This is a genomic window from Acidicapsa acidisoli (assembly GCF_025685625.1).
Taxonomy (GTDB): Bacteria; Acidobacteriota; Terriglobia; order Terriglobales; family Acidobacteriaceae; genus Acidicapsa; species Acidicapsa acidisoli.
Genome location: NZ_JAGSYI010000003.1, coordinates 361142 through 378778, shown reverse-complemented (window position 1 = coordinate 378778; position 17637 = coordinate 361142). Strand labels below are relative to the sequence as shown.

Genomic DNA, 17637 nt, shown 5'->3' with positions numbered 1-17637 from the left:
GCACTATTCTTGGTGATCAATCTCACTTGGGGAGCAATTATTCTCATTCGCCGACAATGGAAAGGTGGCCCGTTCTGGCTGCTGGCAGCAGTCGTCTGGATAGCGGCCGTGGTGATCGACTTCGCGCACCACTGAAGCAACTCCCAGAAGGCTCATTTATCGCGAGTTCAGTCGTCAGCATCAAACTGAGCTGTTACCGGGCAGGGGCATCGTTAGCACTCCCACCCAACCCGCTGCTAAACTCGCAGACGATGCCCGAAGAAATCAATTCGCCCGACCGTCAGCCCGTTTTCCTCCTGGACACGATGTCCTTTATCTTCCGCGCCTACCACGCCATGCAGCGTTCGCGCCCCATGTCCACGCGCGGCGGCCTGCCCACAGCGGCCACCTACGTTTTCGTGAACATGATCACCAAGCTGCGCGCCGATTTCTCCCCGCACTACCTCGCCGCGGTCTTCGACGTCAGCGGAGCCGTCTTCCGTGACGCCAAAGCCCAGGAGATCGGCACCCTCCGCAAGTGGAGCAGCAAAGAGCAGGCCTTCGTCGAAACCACCTACGAGGGCTACAAAGCCCAGCGCGAAGCGATGCCCGAAGACCTCGCCCGCCAACTCCCCTACATTCGCCGCGCCCTCGAAGTCCTCCGCATCCCCATCCTCGAATCCATCGGCTTCGAAGCCGACGACGTCATCGGCACCCTCGCCCGCCAGGCCTCCGAACAGGGCCACGAAGTCTTCATCGTCTCCGGCGACAAGGACATGATGCAGCTCGTCTCCGAACACGTCCGCGTCCTCAACCCGCAAAAAGACAACCTCATCATCGACCCGCCAAAAGTCATCGAACTCCTCGGTGTCCCGCCCGAGCAGGTCATCGACGTCATGGCCCTCCGCGGCGACACCATCGACAACGTACCCGGAGCACCCGGCATCGGCGACAAAGGCTCCGTCGAACTCATCCAGCAATTCGGCAGCGTCGAAGCTGTTCTTGATCGCGCGGAAGAGGTCAAGCGCAAGTCCTACCGCGAATCCCTCCAGCAAAACCGCGCAACCGTCCTGCTCTCCAAGGAACTCGTCACCATCGACACCCGCGTCCCCGTCGATCTAGATTTGACGGCCATGCAAACGCAGGACCCCGACCTCGAAGCCGCCCGCGAACTCTTCACCGAGCTCGAATTCACCTCCATGCTGCGCGACTTGGCCCCCGGAGCACAAAAGCCTACCGCCGAACTCATCGACGACCCCTCCGACGAACAGATCGCAGCCTTCTTCGCCGCCGCACCAGCCCACGGTTTCGCCTTCGCCCTCGAAAAAGACGCCAAAGCCCAACCCGCATCGAGTACCGCCGAAGAAATCGCCGAAGAAGAATCCCTCCCGCCCGTCCAATCTCTTCTCGACATCATGGCCGCCGCCGAAGTCTCGGCCCAGCCGCCCGCAATGCCCACGCTCGAATTCGTCGGAGTCTCAGTCCTGCAACCGGGCGAGCCGGAACTGGCCCTGCGCCTCCAACTCACGCCAAAACTCCAATCCCTGCTAGAAGACCCCAAAGTTCCCAAGATCGTCCACGACTGGAAGACAGCCCTGCATCGCCTCGCTGCCCTCGGAGTAACCCTCCGCGGCCCCGTAGCAGACACCATGCTGTTTTCCTATGCGCTCAACCCCACCCACGCCACGCAGACCCTGGTCGATGTCGTGGCCCGCAGCGGCCAATCTGTGCCCAGTTCACTCCCCGGCGCAGCCCACTCCATCCAAACGTTGCTGCCCACCCTGCGCAATCAGGTCGAAGAGCACAAACTAACCTCCGTCTACGAAACCATCGACCAGCCGCTCGTCCCGGTCCTCTACGGAATGGAAAAAGTCGGCGTCCGCATCAACCTCGGCGCACTCGACGAACTCTCCCAGCGCTTCGGCAGCGAAATCCAGCGCGTCAGCGAAAAAATCTTTGAACACGCAGGCCGCCGCTTCAACATCAACTCACCCAAACAGCTCGGCGAAGTCCTCTTCACCCACATGGGCCTGCCCAAGCCGCTCATCTACGGCAAAGGCAAGAAAATCTCCACTGCGCAGGACGTCCTCGAAAACCTCGCCGAAGAGCACGAAATCGCCCAACTCGTCATCGAGTTCCGCCATCTGGCCAAACTCAAGTCCAACTACGTCGACGCCCTCCCGCTCCTCGTCGACTCCGACTCGCGAGTCCACACCACCTTCAACGCCGCCGCCACAGCCACCGGCCGCCTCTCATCCGTCAATCCCAACCTGCAAAACATCCCCATCCGGACGGAACTCGGCCGCGAAATCCGCGCCGCCTTCACCGCTGCCCCCGGATTCCGCTTGCTCTCGGCAGACTATTCCCAAATCGAACTGCGCCTGATGGCCCACTTCAGCGAAGACCCGCTTCTCACCGAGGCATACAAGACCGGCCGCGACATCCACACCCTAACCGCCAGCGAAGTCTTCGGCGTACCCGCAGAGAATATGGACAAGCACGTCCGTGCCCGCGCCAAGGCCGTCAACTTCGGCATCGTCTACGGCATCTCCGCCTTCGGCCTTGCCGCGCAGTTAGGCATTCCACAGGGCGAAGCGCGGCAATATATTGATCGCTACTTCGCTCGCTACCAGGGCGTCCGAGCCTTCATCGACAAGACCATCGAAGAAACCCGCCGAACGGGCAGCGTCCGCACCCTTTTCGGAAGAATGCGCCCCATCCCCGACATAGAAAGCCGCAACGCCAACCAGCGCGGATTCGCCGAACGCACAGCCATCAACACTCCGCTGCAAGGTACAGCCGCCGACCTGATCAAACGCGCCATGATCACCATCGACAAAAAACTAACAAACGAAAACCTGAAGACTCGCATGGTCCTCCAGGTCCACGACGAACTGTTATTCGAAGTCCCCGAAGACGAAACAGAAGTGATAACCAGGTTGGTCAAAGACGCAATGGAAAATGTAATCCAGTTACGCGTCCCAATAGTAGCCGACCAGGCCTTCGGCAATAACTGGCGCGACATGGAATGAATTGAAAATCATTTAAGAGATCATCTTTAATGTTGGGTAATGCGCGGATAATACTTTATCGTAAGTCCGTTAACGGGCTTATTTGTGTTCGCTGGAAATCGTACCACTCGCCCTTCGATACTGTACTTCTGTTCGGGCATTAGCAGGACTCCTTCAAAGACCTCAACACTCCCCGGAATCGGTTCCTCATCAAGCGTTACCTCAAGCATCAAGCTCTGTCCGGGGTTACTTACCGTTCGGACGCGCTGCCAATTTGTCTTGTCAAATGTTTCAATTCGTTTGTTCTTGAAGAATACTTCCATTTGTTGGGAGAGCGATTGGACATTTTGCTGAAGCTGTCCGACCGTTGCCTTCACACCAGCAATTTCCACCGATTCGACATGCAAATCGAGACGAGCCCAAGCGAACAGTCCAGCGGCAACCACCATCAAGACGATATACGCTTGCCATGTAGTGTCGTTGAACTCCCGAACGAACGGGCATCGTCGTTCAAGGATTGTTCGAAATACCCCAAAAAGTACTGTAACGAAAAGAATGAATGAGATACAGAGTACCGTCGTCTTCACGCTCGAAATTGCCTCCACTATTCTGCCTTTGCACTCTTGTCTACAGGCACACCAATCCGAATCAACGCTAGCAATGCAGGCAACCCCATCGAAAACATTGCAACCACCTGTAAAGCAGGAATTCGATTCGAAGCAACATATCGCACAGCAAAAAACGCATAAACAATCACCGGCAGAGACTCATACATCCGAGCAACGCCGACTGGCTTATCCGCTTTCCGCCAGAGAAAACCGGCGATCCAGTACACCAGAAAAGTCGTAAACAGCCAGCCAAAGTAGTTGTGGATAGGAACGCCAAAATAAGCGCCGCCTTTTTCCCAGATCCAGTTGCCCGATGCGGCCATGCCGGGGTCCATCACCATATCCCAGCCAGTCATCACACACGCAGCCACAACCGCGCGACCAGTGTTGCCAGCAAGTGATTGTTGGTCGACGCCACACAGCAGCGCCCGCGCCACCATCCATGACGGGTAGATCATCATGAACCAAGCCAGCGGAATGAGAATCGGCACATGCCCAAGCTTCGCGCCTAGCATGTCGCTGTAGTGATAAGCGCCATACACCAGGCCGGTGCGAACGCCAACCTCTTCGAGCACAAAAGAGACAATTGCGGAGATCGCAAAGAACATCGCGGTACGACGAGCGCCTTCGATGACTATGCAATGAGTGATCGAAAACAGCACAAAAACCAGCGTGAATCCGATATTTCCCAGGTCCGGCAGCTTCAGCCAGGGCCAAACCGCCTCAGTGAGAATGAGATACATGATGCCAACGAAAAACAGCCACGAAGCCGCGCGCAAAAGTCGATTCAAGCGAGTCTCCCGAAATCCTGATTTTCAAGATAGCAGGCAAGTCGACTCTGTTCGGGGAAATATCATGTTAAGTGTGAGTCCGAGGCATTCCTCCGGTCGCAGAATGCCTCGGTCGTAATAAGTTAGATCCCGTCTGCGTTGAGTGGGACGAACACAAGAGACAGAGCATAACCGATATAAAGATTGTCTTCGAAGGTCTTGACTCCGAAGGCATCATTTAAGGCGGCGGCTCCAGCCGGGTCGAGGGTCAGCTTGGTGCCTGAAAGGAAAAAGTCTCCGTCTTCCGGCACAAGCGGGAGCTTGAGGTCGCTCGAAAGTTCCGCGTCAAAAACATTGATGCGGCCGAGAAACCTGCCATTGGCTACAACCAGGGCTGTAACATAAGGCTGCTCGCCCAGCGTGTTGAGAATGAAGCTATCCAACCGCACTACCTTTGTTCCGGCAGTAAGGGTTATGCCGCCGGAATGCAGTATCTGCCCCGTCGCCGTATCGAGGCTGATTGCGCCCGAAGTTATGGGGAAGAATATCTGGTTGTTGTAGAGTTGCGAGGGAACAATGGACGTCGGAGTTGCTTTGATGGCTGTTACATCAGCCAGGAAAGCCTTCGACAGAGTTACCGTGGTCCGACCGCCTTCAATCGGAAAGATCTCTTGCGCCTGAGCGGCAATTGGAGTAAGGGTAAGTACAACGGCGACGATAGGCGCCGCAAAGGTGAGCTTCTTCAACAAACCGTTCATGTTGCATTCTCCTGCGTTGCATGGGTGTGCCGGCTCTGCCGGGAGTTTACTCTGGACTATCTCCACTTCAACTATGGTTTTGAGGCACATCTGAGAGGAGCTTTTCGCAGAGAAAAGCTGCGACGAGATAGATTACTTGCCAGATACCGGAAGTGAAGACCCTACTGCGGAATGCAGGCGCCTACATATCTTCTGGAACACTGAGTAGAAGAAAGGTTGTGGAAACGGAGCGTTTTTCTTCGTCCATTCACAGACTGCAGGCTTCTATATCGAAGGCCGCATCACTGGCCTTATCTTGGTGCGTTGCATACTAAGTTCTTGCTTCTGGTCTCGCTCTCGCCACCAGCAATCTATGGACAGCCCGGCCAACTCGCTCCACAGCAGGCCGCCGATAATCCCATCGCGCATCCTCGACGGTCGGTAAAATCACCATCGCCGCATTGGCTTCGAAGAGCAGCAGATCGCCGTCCGCATAGACGCCAAAATCAATGCCGCCATAATCGAGGCTGAGAACAGCCTGAATCGCTTCAAGCGCCGCCATCACGCGCGGTCCGAGCACAGCGGGCATATCGCCCAGAAAAGCAGCATCCTCGGCGCGATGCTCCGGATAATCCTCCATCTCTGCGCTGAAGTGATGAATTTTCCAATGATGTGAAACAGCGCAATGCAGCGGATAGAGCCGCCCATCAATCATCATCACTCGATACTTGCGAAACTTTCCATTCGGTCCGCGAGCGTCGAGATACTGCATCACCAGCAACTCGCGTCACGGCAGCGCATCAAGCGCAGCTGGCAACTCCGCCCCAGTTTCAAGCCGCAGAAAGTGCTCGCCCCCATGAAATCCCGGCGATCGAAGCAACAATGGAAACGCAAATCCCATCTCCACGAGACTGACCAAAGCATCCGGCCCGGTGAGCAAATCACGGTGTACCGAAGCAGTCCGGGCAGTGACAATCCCTGGTATCGTAGCCAGCTGCCGTGCAACAGCAGCACGGCCCGTAGCCAACACTGCTCCGGGAGGATTGATCACCGGAGCCGTCGTGTGCGCCAACAAAGCGCTCGCCCCAGCCAGCGCCGCGCCAGCCGCGTCCGCATCCCCAATCGCGTTGACCACCAGTTGATGCGGCGGTAACGGAGTGTTGGTGTCATAGAACTCGGCAGTGACAAGATAACGTTGAAAGATTTGACCGCTCAGGAAATTCTGTATGCGAACATTGCCCCCACGCGTCGAAATCAGCTCCAAAACCGTGATCGGCGTCGCATCGCCCCGGTATTGCGATCCAACCAGACATCGGCCTTGAAATGCAATGCGTCCATGCCGTGTAGCCATCCCCGGTTCACCCAGGCGGGGCAACAGAAAAGCCAAGCCAGCATGCGCAGGCCGGAAATTCGAATCGAGACTGAGCGCCCGCTCCAACTGCTCCCGCGCCAGCTCATACTGATCCTCTTTGATCAGTATGTTAGCCAGGTTCACCAGGAACATCGGATCGCCTAGATGCAGCGCTACAGCATTCCAGAAGATCTCGAGCGCGAGCTGGTTTTCTCCCGCAGCAGCGAGAATTCCCCCCAAGACGGCTTAGAGCACCTAAATGAGAGGAATCTAGTTCCAGAAGAGCAATCCAGTTGTCCCGCGCTTCTCCACTGCGGCCCGGCCGTTCCAGCAGGACGCCTTTTTCCCAAAGTAAGGAAATTCTTCTATCAGGCGGAAGGGTTGCTTGGCAGAAACGGCAGCCGAAGACAAATCGAGAACAGGCTCTGAACTCTTAATCCGTTGCAACACCGACCTCCCGGGGAAGTGCTACCTGCACTGGTTCACTTCAAGCCAGCAATTCTGTAGCCAGGAGAGGGAAGTGTTGTCGATGAGAAATTAGGGTATTCTCACGTTCGTGTCTCTACGATTGACTTGTTTCGATGCCCAGCTCCGATCGGATAGCTCCGGCGATAGCTTCCGCATGGTGCTTCATCGCGGTTTCGCTCTCTGCTTCAATCATCACTCGCGCTAAAGCCTCCGTGCCTGAGTAGCGGATAACTACGCGCCCCGAGTCAGCCAACTCAGCCTCTGCCGCACGGATGCGCTCCGCGACTGAGGGAATGTCTTCAAGCGGCTTCTTCTCGCGCACCTTCACATTCACAATTACCTGCGGAAAGACCTTGAGGTCCGCGGTTAATTCCTCGACCGCCTTGCCGGTGCGTGCGATCAGGTCCAGCACCACCAGCGAAGTCAGCAACCCATCGCCTGTAGTCGCCAAATGCGGAAACAGGATGTGCCCCGACTGCTCGCCGCCCAGCGCCGCATTCCGTTGCTGCATCAGTTCCAGTACGTAGCGATCTCCCACCTGAGCGCGAAGCATCGTAATCCCGGACCGCTTCAGCGCAGCTTCCAGCCCCATGTTTGACATGGTGGTAGCCACAATCACGTTGTCCGTTAGCAGTCCTCGCTCCTGCAGGTCGCGCGCAGCCATCAGCAGAATCGCGTCTCCATTGATGACATTGTTGGAAGCCCCGGCAAAGAGACAGCGGTCGGCATCACCATCAAAGGTGATCCCAAGGTTTGCCCCGCGCTGCGCAACCTCGACAGCTACGGTCTTCGGGTGCAGCGCCCCGCAATGGTCATTGATATTTCGCCCATCCGGCGAGATATTGAGCAAAGTCACATTCCCGCCCAGCGCAGCGAAAATCTTCGGCGCAACCGCAGCCGCCGCGCCGTTGGCGCAATCGACCACGATGCTATGCCCGGCAATCCCGTCAAGACGCAAACCGGGAACCGCAGCCAGCAAGTAGGCCACATATTCCTCGGCATAGTGCAACTGATCCTCGATCTCCGGCACATCAGCCATATCCGGCGGAGTCGTCGCAATCGCATGCTTGAAGATCACCTCTTCAATCGCAAGTTCCGTCTGATCGGGCAGCTTTTTTCCATCGGGACCAAAGAGCTTGATCCCGTTGTCTTCCCACGGATTATGGCTTGCCGAGACCACCACTCCCGCATGGAAGCCGTGCGTGTGCGCCAGATGCGCAATCGCGGGCGTAGGTACGATGCCGGCGCTCTCAACCTCGGCACCGCCTGCGCGCAGCCCGGCGGCGAGCATCTTCGTAATCCAAGGGCTCGATTCCCGCGTATCCCTTCCCAGGATCACCCTCGCACCTACCAATCCATTCGCAAGAGCGCCGGGTCTCAGTTGGTGCGCCAGGGCGAGCCCGACGGCGTAGATCGTGTTTGTGTCGAGTGGTGCCGTGCCTGCAATGCCGCGAATGCCGTCGGTGCCGAAAAGCTGTCTCATTTGGAAGTTGGTTTGTCCTTTTTCTTTTTGTTGGGCTGGATTGTCATGACGTTGACCGCCGTGACGTTGCTCGAGAAACCACCATCGCCCAGCCGCGTCTGGACCGTCTCGCCAACTACAAGCTGGCCTGCCGAGCGAACGACAACTCCGTTCTCATTTTGTACGAGAGCGTAGCCGCGTTGCAGTACAGCCACCGGCGATAGCGCCTGCAGCCTGCCGCGCAGATTGGTCCAATCGGACCGATGCGCGGTCATGGAAATCTGTGTCGAGCGATAGAGCCGCGCGTCCACCGACTCGCAGCGAAACCTGGCCGCCGCCAAGCGCCGATGCAGCGAATAATCAAGGCGCGACTGGCAGGAAGCGAGCAGTTCGCGGGCCGCGCTGAGCTCTTGTCGCGGATCATGGCTGAGAATAGCCGCCGTCAGCTCGCCAACTGTCCGCTGGCGTTCGCGGAGCATTTCATTCATCGCCGATTCCATACGGAAGCCAAGATCGTCCAGCCGTTGTTGGAGCCGGTGGATGGTCGATGCGACGCGCTGCTGCGTGTATGCCACGGGGAGATGCGCCAGACTTTGCCGGGCCTGCAAAAGCTGAAACCGCGCTGCCCGGATCAGACGATTTGAGAGCACCGCGATTAACTCCTCGACCTTATGCTGGGCTTCCGTCACCAGCTCCGCCGCAGCCGAAGGCGTTGGAGCGCGCAGATCAGCCACAAAATCGGCAATCGTAAAATCAGTTTCATGGCCAACCGCTGAAACTACCGGTAAAGCCGAAGCGGCAACAGCCCGCGCCACGCGTTCGCTGTTGAACGCAGCAAGATCTTCCAGAGATCCCCCGCCGCGCGCCAGCACGATCAGGTCCGCAAGGCCAGAATCATTTGTCATCGCAATTGCGGACTCAATCTCTCCCGCCGCATTGTCGCCCTGCACGGCCATCGGGACAACCAGCACATTCAATCCCGAATTGCGCCGCCTCACAATGTTCAGAAAGTCTCGGATCACTGCCCCGGTTGGAGATGTCAGCACCGCAACGGTGCGTGGAAATGCCGGCAGTGGCTGCTTCCGCTCCGCGTCAAATAGCCCTTCGGCTTTCAGCCTGTCGCGCAGTTGTTCAAAGGCCAGTTGCAGGCTGCCTGCGCCCACAGGCTCCATCGTTTCCGCCACAAGCTGAAGCTGACCCCGCTGCTCGTAGACGCTGGCTTTGCCGCGTACTCGAACCTGTAGGCCATCTTCCGGCCGGAAGCGAAGCAGCATCGCCTGGCGGCGGAAGAGCACCACAGGAAGCTGCGCCTCGGCATCCTTCAGCGTGAAATACAGGTGGCCTGAAGACGCCGGACGGAAGTTGGAGATTTCTCCTTCGACCCAGACATCGCCGAATTCCGCCTCGACCAGCTCCCGTGCCTCGGAGACGAGCTGATGGACGAGCCACGTTCGCCGCTCCCGGCTGCGCCGCGGGGCAACCTTCGGGATCGCCTCTTCGACCGGAGCAGCCACCTCAAAGAGCAGGTCTAGTTGCGGCGTCGCGGGCTGTTTCGAGGATGAAGTCTTTGCACTCACCAACACAAAGTGTAATCGTTCGTACCTACGCAATGAGCCGATTCCCTGAAACCGGGTGCCAGTTCCGATCAGCCAGTTTTGTCCTTGAATGCCCTTCAGGATTGGACTATTCTTGCCCCGACGGATTTCTCTGGAGGTGCTCGTGCCTTCCCGCCAATCACTCGCCGGCTGGTCTGGCGCGCTTTTGCTCGGCTTCGCTATCGCCGCTCCGGCAGTTTTTGCCCAAGCTCGGCCGGATATTTTCGTCACACCAGTGGCGAATGCTCCCTTTAAGGGCGTTGTGCAGGTCGAGAGATCCATCGTTCAAAGCGATGGCGCATTGGTCAATCTCAGGACGATTCGGGAGATTGGCCGTGACAGTCAGGGCCGCATCCACAACGAGTCGAGAATGCTCGTTTCGGTTTCGGACAATGTGATCCCTGCGATCCAAAGCATTCATCTCTACGATCCCGTATCCAGAACTACGGCTTATCTCGATCCAGCCAACAAGACATTCTCGACAGCAATCGTGAATCACCCGCCGTCAACGGAGCCGCCGCAACTGCTCGCCTCGCCGACGGCCCGCAGCCTTCCGCAAAGTCAATTCACACGGGAAGAAGATCTGGGAATGCGCGAAATCGCCGGTGTGCTCGCACATGGCGTTCGCGAGACACAGGAAATCCCAGCAGAAGCCAGCGGCATGGGCAAGGAAATCCCGGTCACAGACGAGTTCTGGTACTCGGACGATCTTCACATGAACCTGATCGTCAAGCACAGCGATCCGCGGACGGGCAGTGTCGCGATGACTGTCACGCAGTTGAACCGCAACGAACCCAACCCGGCGTTCTTCGCTATTCCAGCCGACTACACGCAGGCCAAGCCAGTGCAAGGCGCTGCCCGGTAACTCCTCGATGAGCGTTCACAAGCGTAGCGCATCTTATCGCCGGAAATGGCTAACCAGCCAGAACAACAGCGTAAGCACGACGGACGACAGCAGGCAGGTGGCAATCGGCGCATAGAAGGCGAAGTGCTTTCCGCGAACCGAAATATCTCCCGGCAACCGCCCCAGCGGCCACCCCAATCGGGCAAGCCCAGCCGCGGCAAGAAACAGAATACCCAGCACAATCAAACTCAGGCCGATCCGCGCCAATGGTCCGTGATTCATCTCGCTGTTATTGACGACGCTCGATCACGCTGCGAAGTTCCGCAATCCACAAAGATACCTGAGCGGTGCTGGGCAACTCATCGGCAAACTCCAACTCAATCTGCCTGGCAAGGTCGGTCCCACGATGCAGCCCAAATGTGCCCAGCGTTCCAGCCAGCTTATGCGCCGCTGCGTGAGCCGCCCCGCGATGCTCCTCCGACAGGTGGCCGTCAGCGTGCGCCCTAACCGCAGCTTCCAGAATCGAGACGCGATTTTCGATATCCGGCAAGAATTTCACCCACAGACGATTCAGGGCGTCTGAAAGGGATGGCGGCGTGGCTGGTCGAGTTTCAGGAGGCGTACTGGCCATAATGTCTTTGCGCCTGGACGGCAGTGCGTCAACACTGCATCATTCCCAGCCGAGAATCTTCTCCATCTGGGTCGACAGCGTCAGGGGATCGAACGGCTTCATCAGCACCGCCTCCACGCCCAGATCCGCGAATCGCCGTTGGTCCGGGCCCTGCACTTTGGCCGTCAGCAGCAGTACAGGAATCTTTGCCGTAGCCGGGTTCTTGCGCAATTCGCGAAAAGTCGTCGGCCCATCCATCCCAGGCATCATGACATCCAGCAGAATCGCGTCGGGCTGGTGTTCGGCGGCACGCAGCAGCCCCTGCGCGCCAGAGTTAGCCACGATCACATCCCACCCAGCTACGGTTTCGAGGCTGAGCGCGGCGACCTGGCGAATATCGTCTTCATCGTCAATGATCAGAATTCGGCGGGACAAGCGGTACTCCTATACATACTTACAAATGGCAACGCACGAGTTTCAATTACTGGCGCAGACTCAGTCCGTCGCAGAACCTCGCGGCTGATCGGGGTTGCTTGGAGGTACGAGGCAAAGGGATTCTTCCATCTGACGCGAACGGCGCAGCATCGTCAAGACCAGCGACTCCAACTGCTGCGGCTGTACCTTCGCCTTCGTCAAGAAGTGAGTCGGTCCAAGCTGCAGCTGAGATCGTTCCGCCGGCGGAATCTCCCGGGCCGAATACACCACTAGTGGCAGATGAGCCAGATCCTCATGCTGGCGCAGCCAGTCCACCACGTTGAAACCATCCCCATCCGGCAGCGAGAGGTCCAACACGAGCAATTGCGGCAGGAAGGAGACACAGGCATCGAGCGCAGCCTGCCGTGTGTGCACCAGCATCACGTCGATGCCATCTTTGGCAAAGACCGCGCCGATGACGCGCGCGAGGTCCACATCGTCTTCGACCACCAGAATGCGCGCCTTTTCCCCGGGACTGGAAAGAACCCGAGCCAGCTCGTTCAACAGCGTTTCGTCATTCGGCGACTGCGAAACCCAACCATCCGCGCCGGTAGGAATCGGAAGAGAAGGATTGGGATGGTCTACGCTCAGCAGCACAATCGGAACGCCAGCCGCCGATGGCTCCATACGCAGGCGAGGCAAAATCTCCCATCCGTTCAACCCGTCCAGCGAGATATCCACCAGAATCGCTTCGATTCCGCCCTGTACCCCATCGGGATGTTCCGAATCCACGCCAGTTGATAGCGCCGCAAGCGTCTCTTCGACCGTGCCGGTTTCCACGACGCGATAACCCTGGCGGCGCAACTGGTTGGCGACAAGGGGTCGCGTCGAGAGGTTGGCGTCGGCCAGCAAAACCCGGCCGCGATCCGGTTCGTCGATAGGGGTTGCCGTCGGCGTGGACGTCACATGCGGCTGAAGCGGTAAAACCACGCGGAAGGTCGAGCCGCGGACGTTGTTGCGCTCCGCCCAGATTCGGCCACCGTGCTGCTGCACGATCGTCCGGCAGATTGCCAGTCCGAGGCCGCTGCCGCCCTTTTGCCGCGAATCGGAGGCATCGACCTGCTGGAAGCGGTCAAAGATCGAGTCCAGCTTGTCGGCTGGAATGCCGCGACCCTGGTCGATTACCGAGAGCGTCATGGAGTTCGAGCCCTCGCGTAGTGTCACCGAAACAGTCGCGCCTTCGGGCGAGAACTTCACCGCGTTTGAAAGCAGGTTGGTGATCACCTGCAGCATCCGATCCGGGTCGGCGGAGACCTGCACCACGTTGGAGTCGTGGATCAACTGAACATTCGCGGCATCGGCCACCGGCTGCATGCCGTCGATCGCCTGCCGCACAATCTCGCTCAAGGCAATCGGACGGAAGGTGAGCGGCTCACGACCGCTCTGGATGCGCTCCAGATCGAGAATGTCATTGATCAGCCGCACCAGCCGATCCGAATTCGAAAGCGCAATCCGCAGCAGATTGGCAGCCTTGTCGCTCACGGTGCCCAGCAATCCGGCCGAGAGCAAACCCAGCGCTCCTCGAATCGAAGTGAGCGGAGTGCGCAGTTCGTGGCTTACCGTCGAGACGAACTCGTCTTTCATGCGGTCGAGTGCATACCGCTGACTGATATCGCGGAAGCTAAGGACAGATCCGGTGTAGCGGCCCTGTTCGAGGATGGGCGTCAGCGAAAACTCCGCCGGAAACGACTTGCCATCGCGGCGATACACGGTGATCTCCGCTGAGGCCGACAGCTTGCGCGTTAGTGCCCGCAGCAAGACACAGTCGTCGCCGCACCGGCTGCCGCCGGGCATAGAGCCATGCAGCAGATCGTGAACCGAAGCGCCGGTAAGCTCAGCGGGCGAAGCTCCGAGCAGCCGTCCCGCCGCAGGATTCACGAGGCTGGCCAGCCCGTTGCGGTCCGCGCCGCAGATCCCATCTTCAATCGTGTCCAGCAGAATTTCCTGAGTGCGATGCAGCTCCTCCACTCGGCCCTGCTCGCGCGAACGCGCCAGCATCTGGCCCAGAGACGAAGAGACAGTTTCCAGCGTCGCCATCGTCTCGCGTTCCTCGCGATGGCGCTGGTGGCAGTAAAACTCGAGAACTGCAATGAGGTTGTTGCCCACGCGCACCGGAATCGCCCAGCCGGTTACAAGCCCGTGGCGCAACGCTGCCTGCAGCCGGACCGCAGCCGGCCCAGCAGCCAGCGTGGCGGCCAGATCTTCCATCCATACTGGGCGGCCCTGCACCCACACGCGCCCTGGCAGCTCCGGACCCTTGCCGATCGACTGCCCCATGCTTTCCTGGATCAGTGCCTCGCTCTTTTTCCCCGGTGCACCCCAGGCGGAGTAGAACTGCAGCCGTTCCTCTTCCTCATTGACCGTCCACAGAATCGCCGCGTCCCAGCCTTGCGAGAGGCAAACCGATTCCAGAATGCGCATCGAAGCGACTTCCGGCGAAGTGCTCTGGCCCACAATCTGGCTCACCACTAATTGCAGCGCCAATCTCCGCTCGCGTTGCTTCTGCGGGGTGATGTCGCGCAGAAGGCAGCGGATTGCCAGAGGATTGTCGCCCTTTTGCCTGCGGCTCAGGCTCAGTTCCAGGTCCAGCACCCGGCCATCCAACGTGTGCGTGCGAACCGGCTCCCGCTCGACTGTTTCGCCCTCCATCGCCAGCCGGAAAAGTCTGCCAACCTCGGAGCGGCAATCCTCGCTGAAGACCATCTCCAGCGACTCAAGCTTGTTGAAGTCGCTATCACCCAGGCCAAAGCATGATTTCCAGACAGGATTGACGTAAACAAACTGGCCAGCCGGATTCAGCGTGGCGATCATCTCGTTTGCATTTTCAAACAGATCCCGGTATCGCTCTCGGGACTCACGCAGCGCCCGCTCCTGGCGATGGCTCAGTGTCTGGTCCAGCGCAACGGCCAATATGCCGGAGGGCTTTCCGTCCGTTCCACGAATGGCCGACAAATAGAGCGTGGCCGGAAACGTGTTCCCGTCATTGCGGCGAAGCTGCAAATCGATCCCACGAAGTTGGCTGGGAGGGAATTGCAGGACGTAGTTGACGCATTCCCGCATTGGGTCTGACGGAACAACCGGCCCAGATGCGGCATCCGGATGCAGTTTACGCAGCCACTGGCTGATTCTCTCCATCTCACCCGGCGCAAAGATCTCCATCATCTTTGCTCTGCCGATGAGATCCGAAGCGCGCATTCCAAGCACCCGTTCGGCCGATGGATTCAGATACGTAAAGCTGCCATCCATCGCCGTTGCCAGCACCATGGGACTTGTGGAGTGAAGCAGCGCTTCCGCGAGCTCGGCACGCGGACTCTTCTGCTTGGACATGTCACCGGAACGCATCTGGGCGACCAGAACGAGCAGCAGCGGAATCGCTCCGGCAAGCACCGCCGCAGCGATTAAATTATTGACAGAGGAGCCCCAATAAAGACGAGCCGCTGCGCCGAACAGGAGATACCCTGCCACGCATCCGGAAAGGATCATCACTGTCTTCGTCTTTTTCAAATCAATTCGCCCACGTCTTCGCAACTGGCCCCACAGATCCTATCTCCCACTTGGCAACGTGGCAGTGGACCGGAGACACCTACAACTTTAGTGTTACCCTAGTATACGATGGTAACTCCCGCAAGCGATTTAATTTTTTAGCTTCTTACGAAAGTGCCCTTTTTTCCCGTAATAAACTAACCCTCGTGAACGCCATGTTTGCGTTCGTCTTTCATCACTTTCGTGAAGCTATATTCATCTTCCGTAAGACCCTCCTCGATATACTTCGAATAATGCGTACTGAACCGCTCCGACGTCTTGCTGCCTGCACGCTGATTCTTACTTCCTTTACCCCGCTCTCCAGCTTTGGCTGGGGAAGCGATGGCCATCGTATGATCAATCGACTGGCCGCAACCACGCTTCCGGCCGATGTGCCAGCTTTCCTGCGCACTGACACAGCAGCTGCAGAAATCGAATACCTCGGTCCCGAACCCGACCGCTGGCGCTCCCGTGCCGAACCCGAACTGAGCGCAGCCCAGGCCCCCGAGCACTTCCTGGATCTGGAACCGGCCGATGCGCTCGGACCACTTCCGCGCAACCGCCTCGACTTCGAAGCCCTGGCCTTCGCCCACGGGCAGCGTCCGGAAAAGATCGGCCTTCAGCCCTGGGAAACCCTGGAAGTCTGGCAGCGTCTCAAAGCAGATCTTCGCGAATACCGCCGCCTTTCCGCCGATAAAACCGCGAATCAGAACGACCTGCACGCCGTGGAAGAAGCCGCTATCTTCTATGCCGGTTGGCTCGGCCACTACGTTGGCGACGGCTCTCAGCCTCTTCATACGACGATCAACTATGACGGATGGACGCTAAAAGACAATCCCAACGGATACACCACGGCGCACGGCATTCACAGCCGCTTCGAAACTCAGTTCGTCTCCGCCAACATCAAAGCCGCCGATGTGGCCCCGAAGATGACCGAGCCCAAGGCGATCACCGGCGATGTCTTCGACAGCTATGTCGCCTACCTGCGCCACACGGCCACGATGATCGACACCGTTTACTCCTTCGATAAAGCCGGAGCATTCGATAACGCAGGAACTTCCGAGTCTCGCGCTTTCACCGCAGAGCGCATCGCCGCCGGAGCCAGCGAACTGCGCGACCTGATCTACACCGCCTGGCTGGAAAGCGCAAAACCGGTTCCCGAACGGAATTAAACCAACTCAGCCAAAACCGGATCATCCGCAAAGCAAGAAGCCGGATAGCATGAAACTATGGCTTTTTTTGATTCTCTCTCCCGTCGGCCCATAAGCCGGCGCGGTTTACTGAAGGCAGGAGTTCTAGGCGCCGCCGGGTTGGCCCTCTATTCCGGCGAAATTGAGCGCCATTGGATCGAGATCACGCAGGCCGAAGTGCAACTGCGCGGCCTTGCGGACGCGTTCGACGGTGTCCAAATCGTACAACTCAGCGATATCCACATGGAGGAGTACACGGAGCCGTTTTTCCTGCGCGACGCGGTAGACAAGATCAATCGCATGCAGCCCGACGCAGTCCTGCTCACCGGCGACTTCGTTAGCGATGTGCCTCGATCGAAGCATTTTGCGGCTGGCGCAGCATGGCAATGCGCCAGCATTCTCAGCGAACTGCGGTGCAGGCAACTCTACGCCGTGCTCGGCAACCATGACGTGTCCGTCGGTGAGCAGAACATCATCGAGGCGTTAACCGCCCATGGCGTCACGGTTCTCAGAAACGCATATCTGCCGATCGAACGCTTCGGCGATCGAACCGGCGGCCGAATCTGGCTCGCGGGACTCGACGATCCGTGCAAGGGCGATCCAGACGCCGATCTAGCTATTCCCGTCTCAATACGCAATCAGGCGAAGGAACCCGTGATTCTGATGTGTCACGCGCCCGATTACGCCGATGACCTGCTCGTGACTCCAGCCGGCCGGGCCGTCGATCTCATGTTGAGCGGTCACACCCATGGAGGCCAGGTCCGCATACCCGCGTTGGGTCCTTTGGCTCTTCCAGAGCTGGGCAGGAAGTATGTCGAGGGCTGGTTTCGCTTTGGGAAGATGCAGCTCTACGTCAATCGCGGCATAGGCACCGTCGGGCTGCCGTTTCGATTCGCTTGCCCGCCGGAGATTACACAGCTAACCCTGCGCAGTGCCTGATGAGCCGATTTGAGTGCTGAACCTTAGTCGGCTGAGACCGCCGCAAGCCTCGAAATCCAGTGCATCAGCGGAGCCAA

15 protein-coding genes are annotated in these 17637 nt (G+C 58.4%); 4 read left to right on the top strand and 11 right to left on the bottom strand.

Annotated elements, in window-relative coordinates; genetic code table 11:
- The first annotated feature begins 251 nt into the window (after positions 1-251).
- Positions 252-3011: a DNA polymerase I gene (gene polA, locus OHL23_RS19375; RefSeq protein WP_263353614.1), complete on the top strand. Its 2760-nt coding sequence runs from the start codon at positions 252-254 to the stop codon at positions 3009-3011.
- A 26-nt stretch (positions 3012-3037) separates the two neighbouring features.
- Here the strand turns inward: polA and OHL23_RS19370 are convergent, their stop codons facing one another.
- From OHL23_RS19370 to xseA, 7 genes are all read right to left on the bottom strand, one after another.
- A complete protein-coding gene (locus tag OHL23_RS19370) occupies positions 3038-3577 on the bottom strand; it encodes a hypothetical protein (protein ID WP_263353613.1) in 540 nt (179 codons plus the stop codon).
- A gap of 17 nt (positions 3578-3594) precedes the next feature.
- Positions 3595-4389: a carotenoid biosynthesis protein gene (locus tag OHL23_RS19365; RefSeq protein WP_263353612.1), complete on the bottom strand. Its 795-nt coding sequence runs from the start codon at positions 4387-4389 to the stop codon at positions 3595-3597.
- 122 nt (positions 4390-4511) lie between these two features.
- Positions 4512-5126, bottom strand: a complete 615-nt coding sequence (locus tag OHL23_RS19360; protein WP_263353611.1) for a hypothetical protein — start codon at positions 5124-5126, stop codon at positions 4512-4514.
- A 310-nt stretch (positions 5127-5436) separates the two neighbouring features.
- Positions 5437-5880, bottom strand: coding sequence for an ATP-grasp domain-containing protein (locus OHL23_RS19355; RefSeq protein WP_263353610.1), 444 nt, complete (start codon positions 5878-5880; stop codon positions 5437-5439).
- Between the two features lie 12 nt (positions 5881-5892).
- Entirely contained in the window at positions 5893-6696 is an 804-nt protein-coding gene (locus tag OHL23_RS19350) for a tetratricopeptide repeat protein (RefSeq protein ID WP_263353609.1), read from the bottom strand.
- A 322-nt stretch (positions 6697-7018) separates the two neighbouring features.
- The gene (glmM, locus tag OHL23_RS19345; RefSeq protein WP_263353608.1) at positions 7019-8407 is read right to left on the bottom strand and encodes a phosphoglucosamine mutase; all 1389 of its coding nucleotides are present in this window, start codon (positions 8405-8407) and stop codon (positions 7019-7021) included.
- Positions 8404-9963: an exodeoxyribonuclease VII large subunit gene (gene xseA, locus OHL23_RS19340; protein ID WP_263353607.1), complete on the bottom strand. Its 1560-nt coding sequence runs from the start codon at positions 9961-9963 to the stop codon at positions 8404-8406. Before xseA ends, glmM begins: the two co-directional genes overlap by 4 nt.
- Before the next feature lie 142 nt (positions 9964-10105).
- On the opposite strand from xseA, the gene OHL23_RS19335 reads away from it, so the two are divergent.
- Positions 10106-10846, top strand: a complete 741-nt coding sequence (locus tag OHL23_RS19335; RefSeq protein ID WP_263353606.1) for a hypothetical protein — start codon at positions 10106-10108, stop codon at positions 10844-10846.
- A 33-nt stretch (positions 10847-10879) separates the two neighbouring features.
- Here OHL23_RS19335 and OHL23_RS19330 read toward each other — a convergent pair whose 3' ends face one another.
- Genes OHL23_RS19330 through OHL23_RS19315 form a run of 4 tightly spaced genes read right to left on the bottom strand, consistent with a single transcriptional unit; the run spans position 10880 to position 15413 of the window.
- The gene (locus OHL23_RS19330) at positions 10880-11107 is read right to left on the bottom strand and encodes a DUF2905 domain-containing protein (protein ID WP_263353605.1); all 228 of its coding nucleotides are present in this window, start codon (positions 11105-11107) and stop codon (positions 10880-10882) included.
- A 7-nt stretch (positions 11108-11114) separates the two neighbouring features.
- A complete protein-coding gene (locus OHL23_RS19325) occupies positions 11115-11456 on the bottom strand; it encodes an Hpt domain-containing protein (RefSeq protein ID WP_263353604.1) in 342 nt (113 codons plus the stop codon).
- Positions 11457-11495: 39 nt separating this feature from the next.
- Complete coding sequence (locus OHL23_RS19320; RefSeq protein ID WP_263353603.1) at positions 11496-11870, bottom strand: response regulator; 375 nt, start codon at positions 11868-11870, stop codon at positions 11496-11498.
- A 60-nt stretch (positions 11871-11930) separates the two neighbouring features.
- Complete coding sequence (locus OHL23_RS19315; RefSeq protein ID WP_263353602.1) at positions 11931-15413, bottom strand: PAS domain S-box protein; 3483 nt, start codon at positions 15411-15413, stop codon at positions 11931-11933.
- A 272-nt stretch (positions 15414-15685) separates the two neighbouring features.
- On the opposite strand from OHL23_RS19315, the gene OHL23_RS19310 reads away from it, so the two are divergent.
- Positions 15686-16603 carry a S1/P1 nuclease gene (locus OHL23_RS19310; protein ID WP_263353601.1) on the top strand — a complete coding sequence of 306 codons (918 nt, stop codon included), beginning with the start codon at positions 15686-15688 and terminating at the stop codon, positions 16601-16603.
- 57 nt (positions 16604-16660) lie between these two features.
- Positions 16661-17560 carry a metallophosphoesterase gene (locus OHL23_RS19305; RefSeq protein ID WP_263353600.1) on the top strand — a complete coding sequence of 300 codons (900 nt, stop codon included), beginning with the start codon at positions 16661-16663 and terminating at the stop codon, positions 17558-17560.
- Positions 17561-17637: the final 77 nt, after the last annotated feature.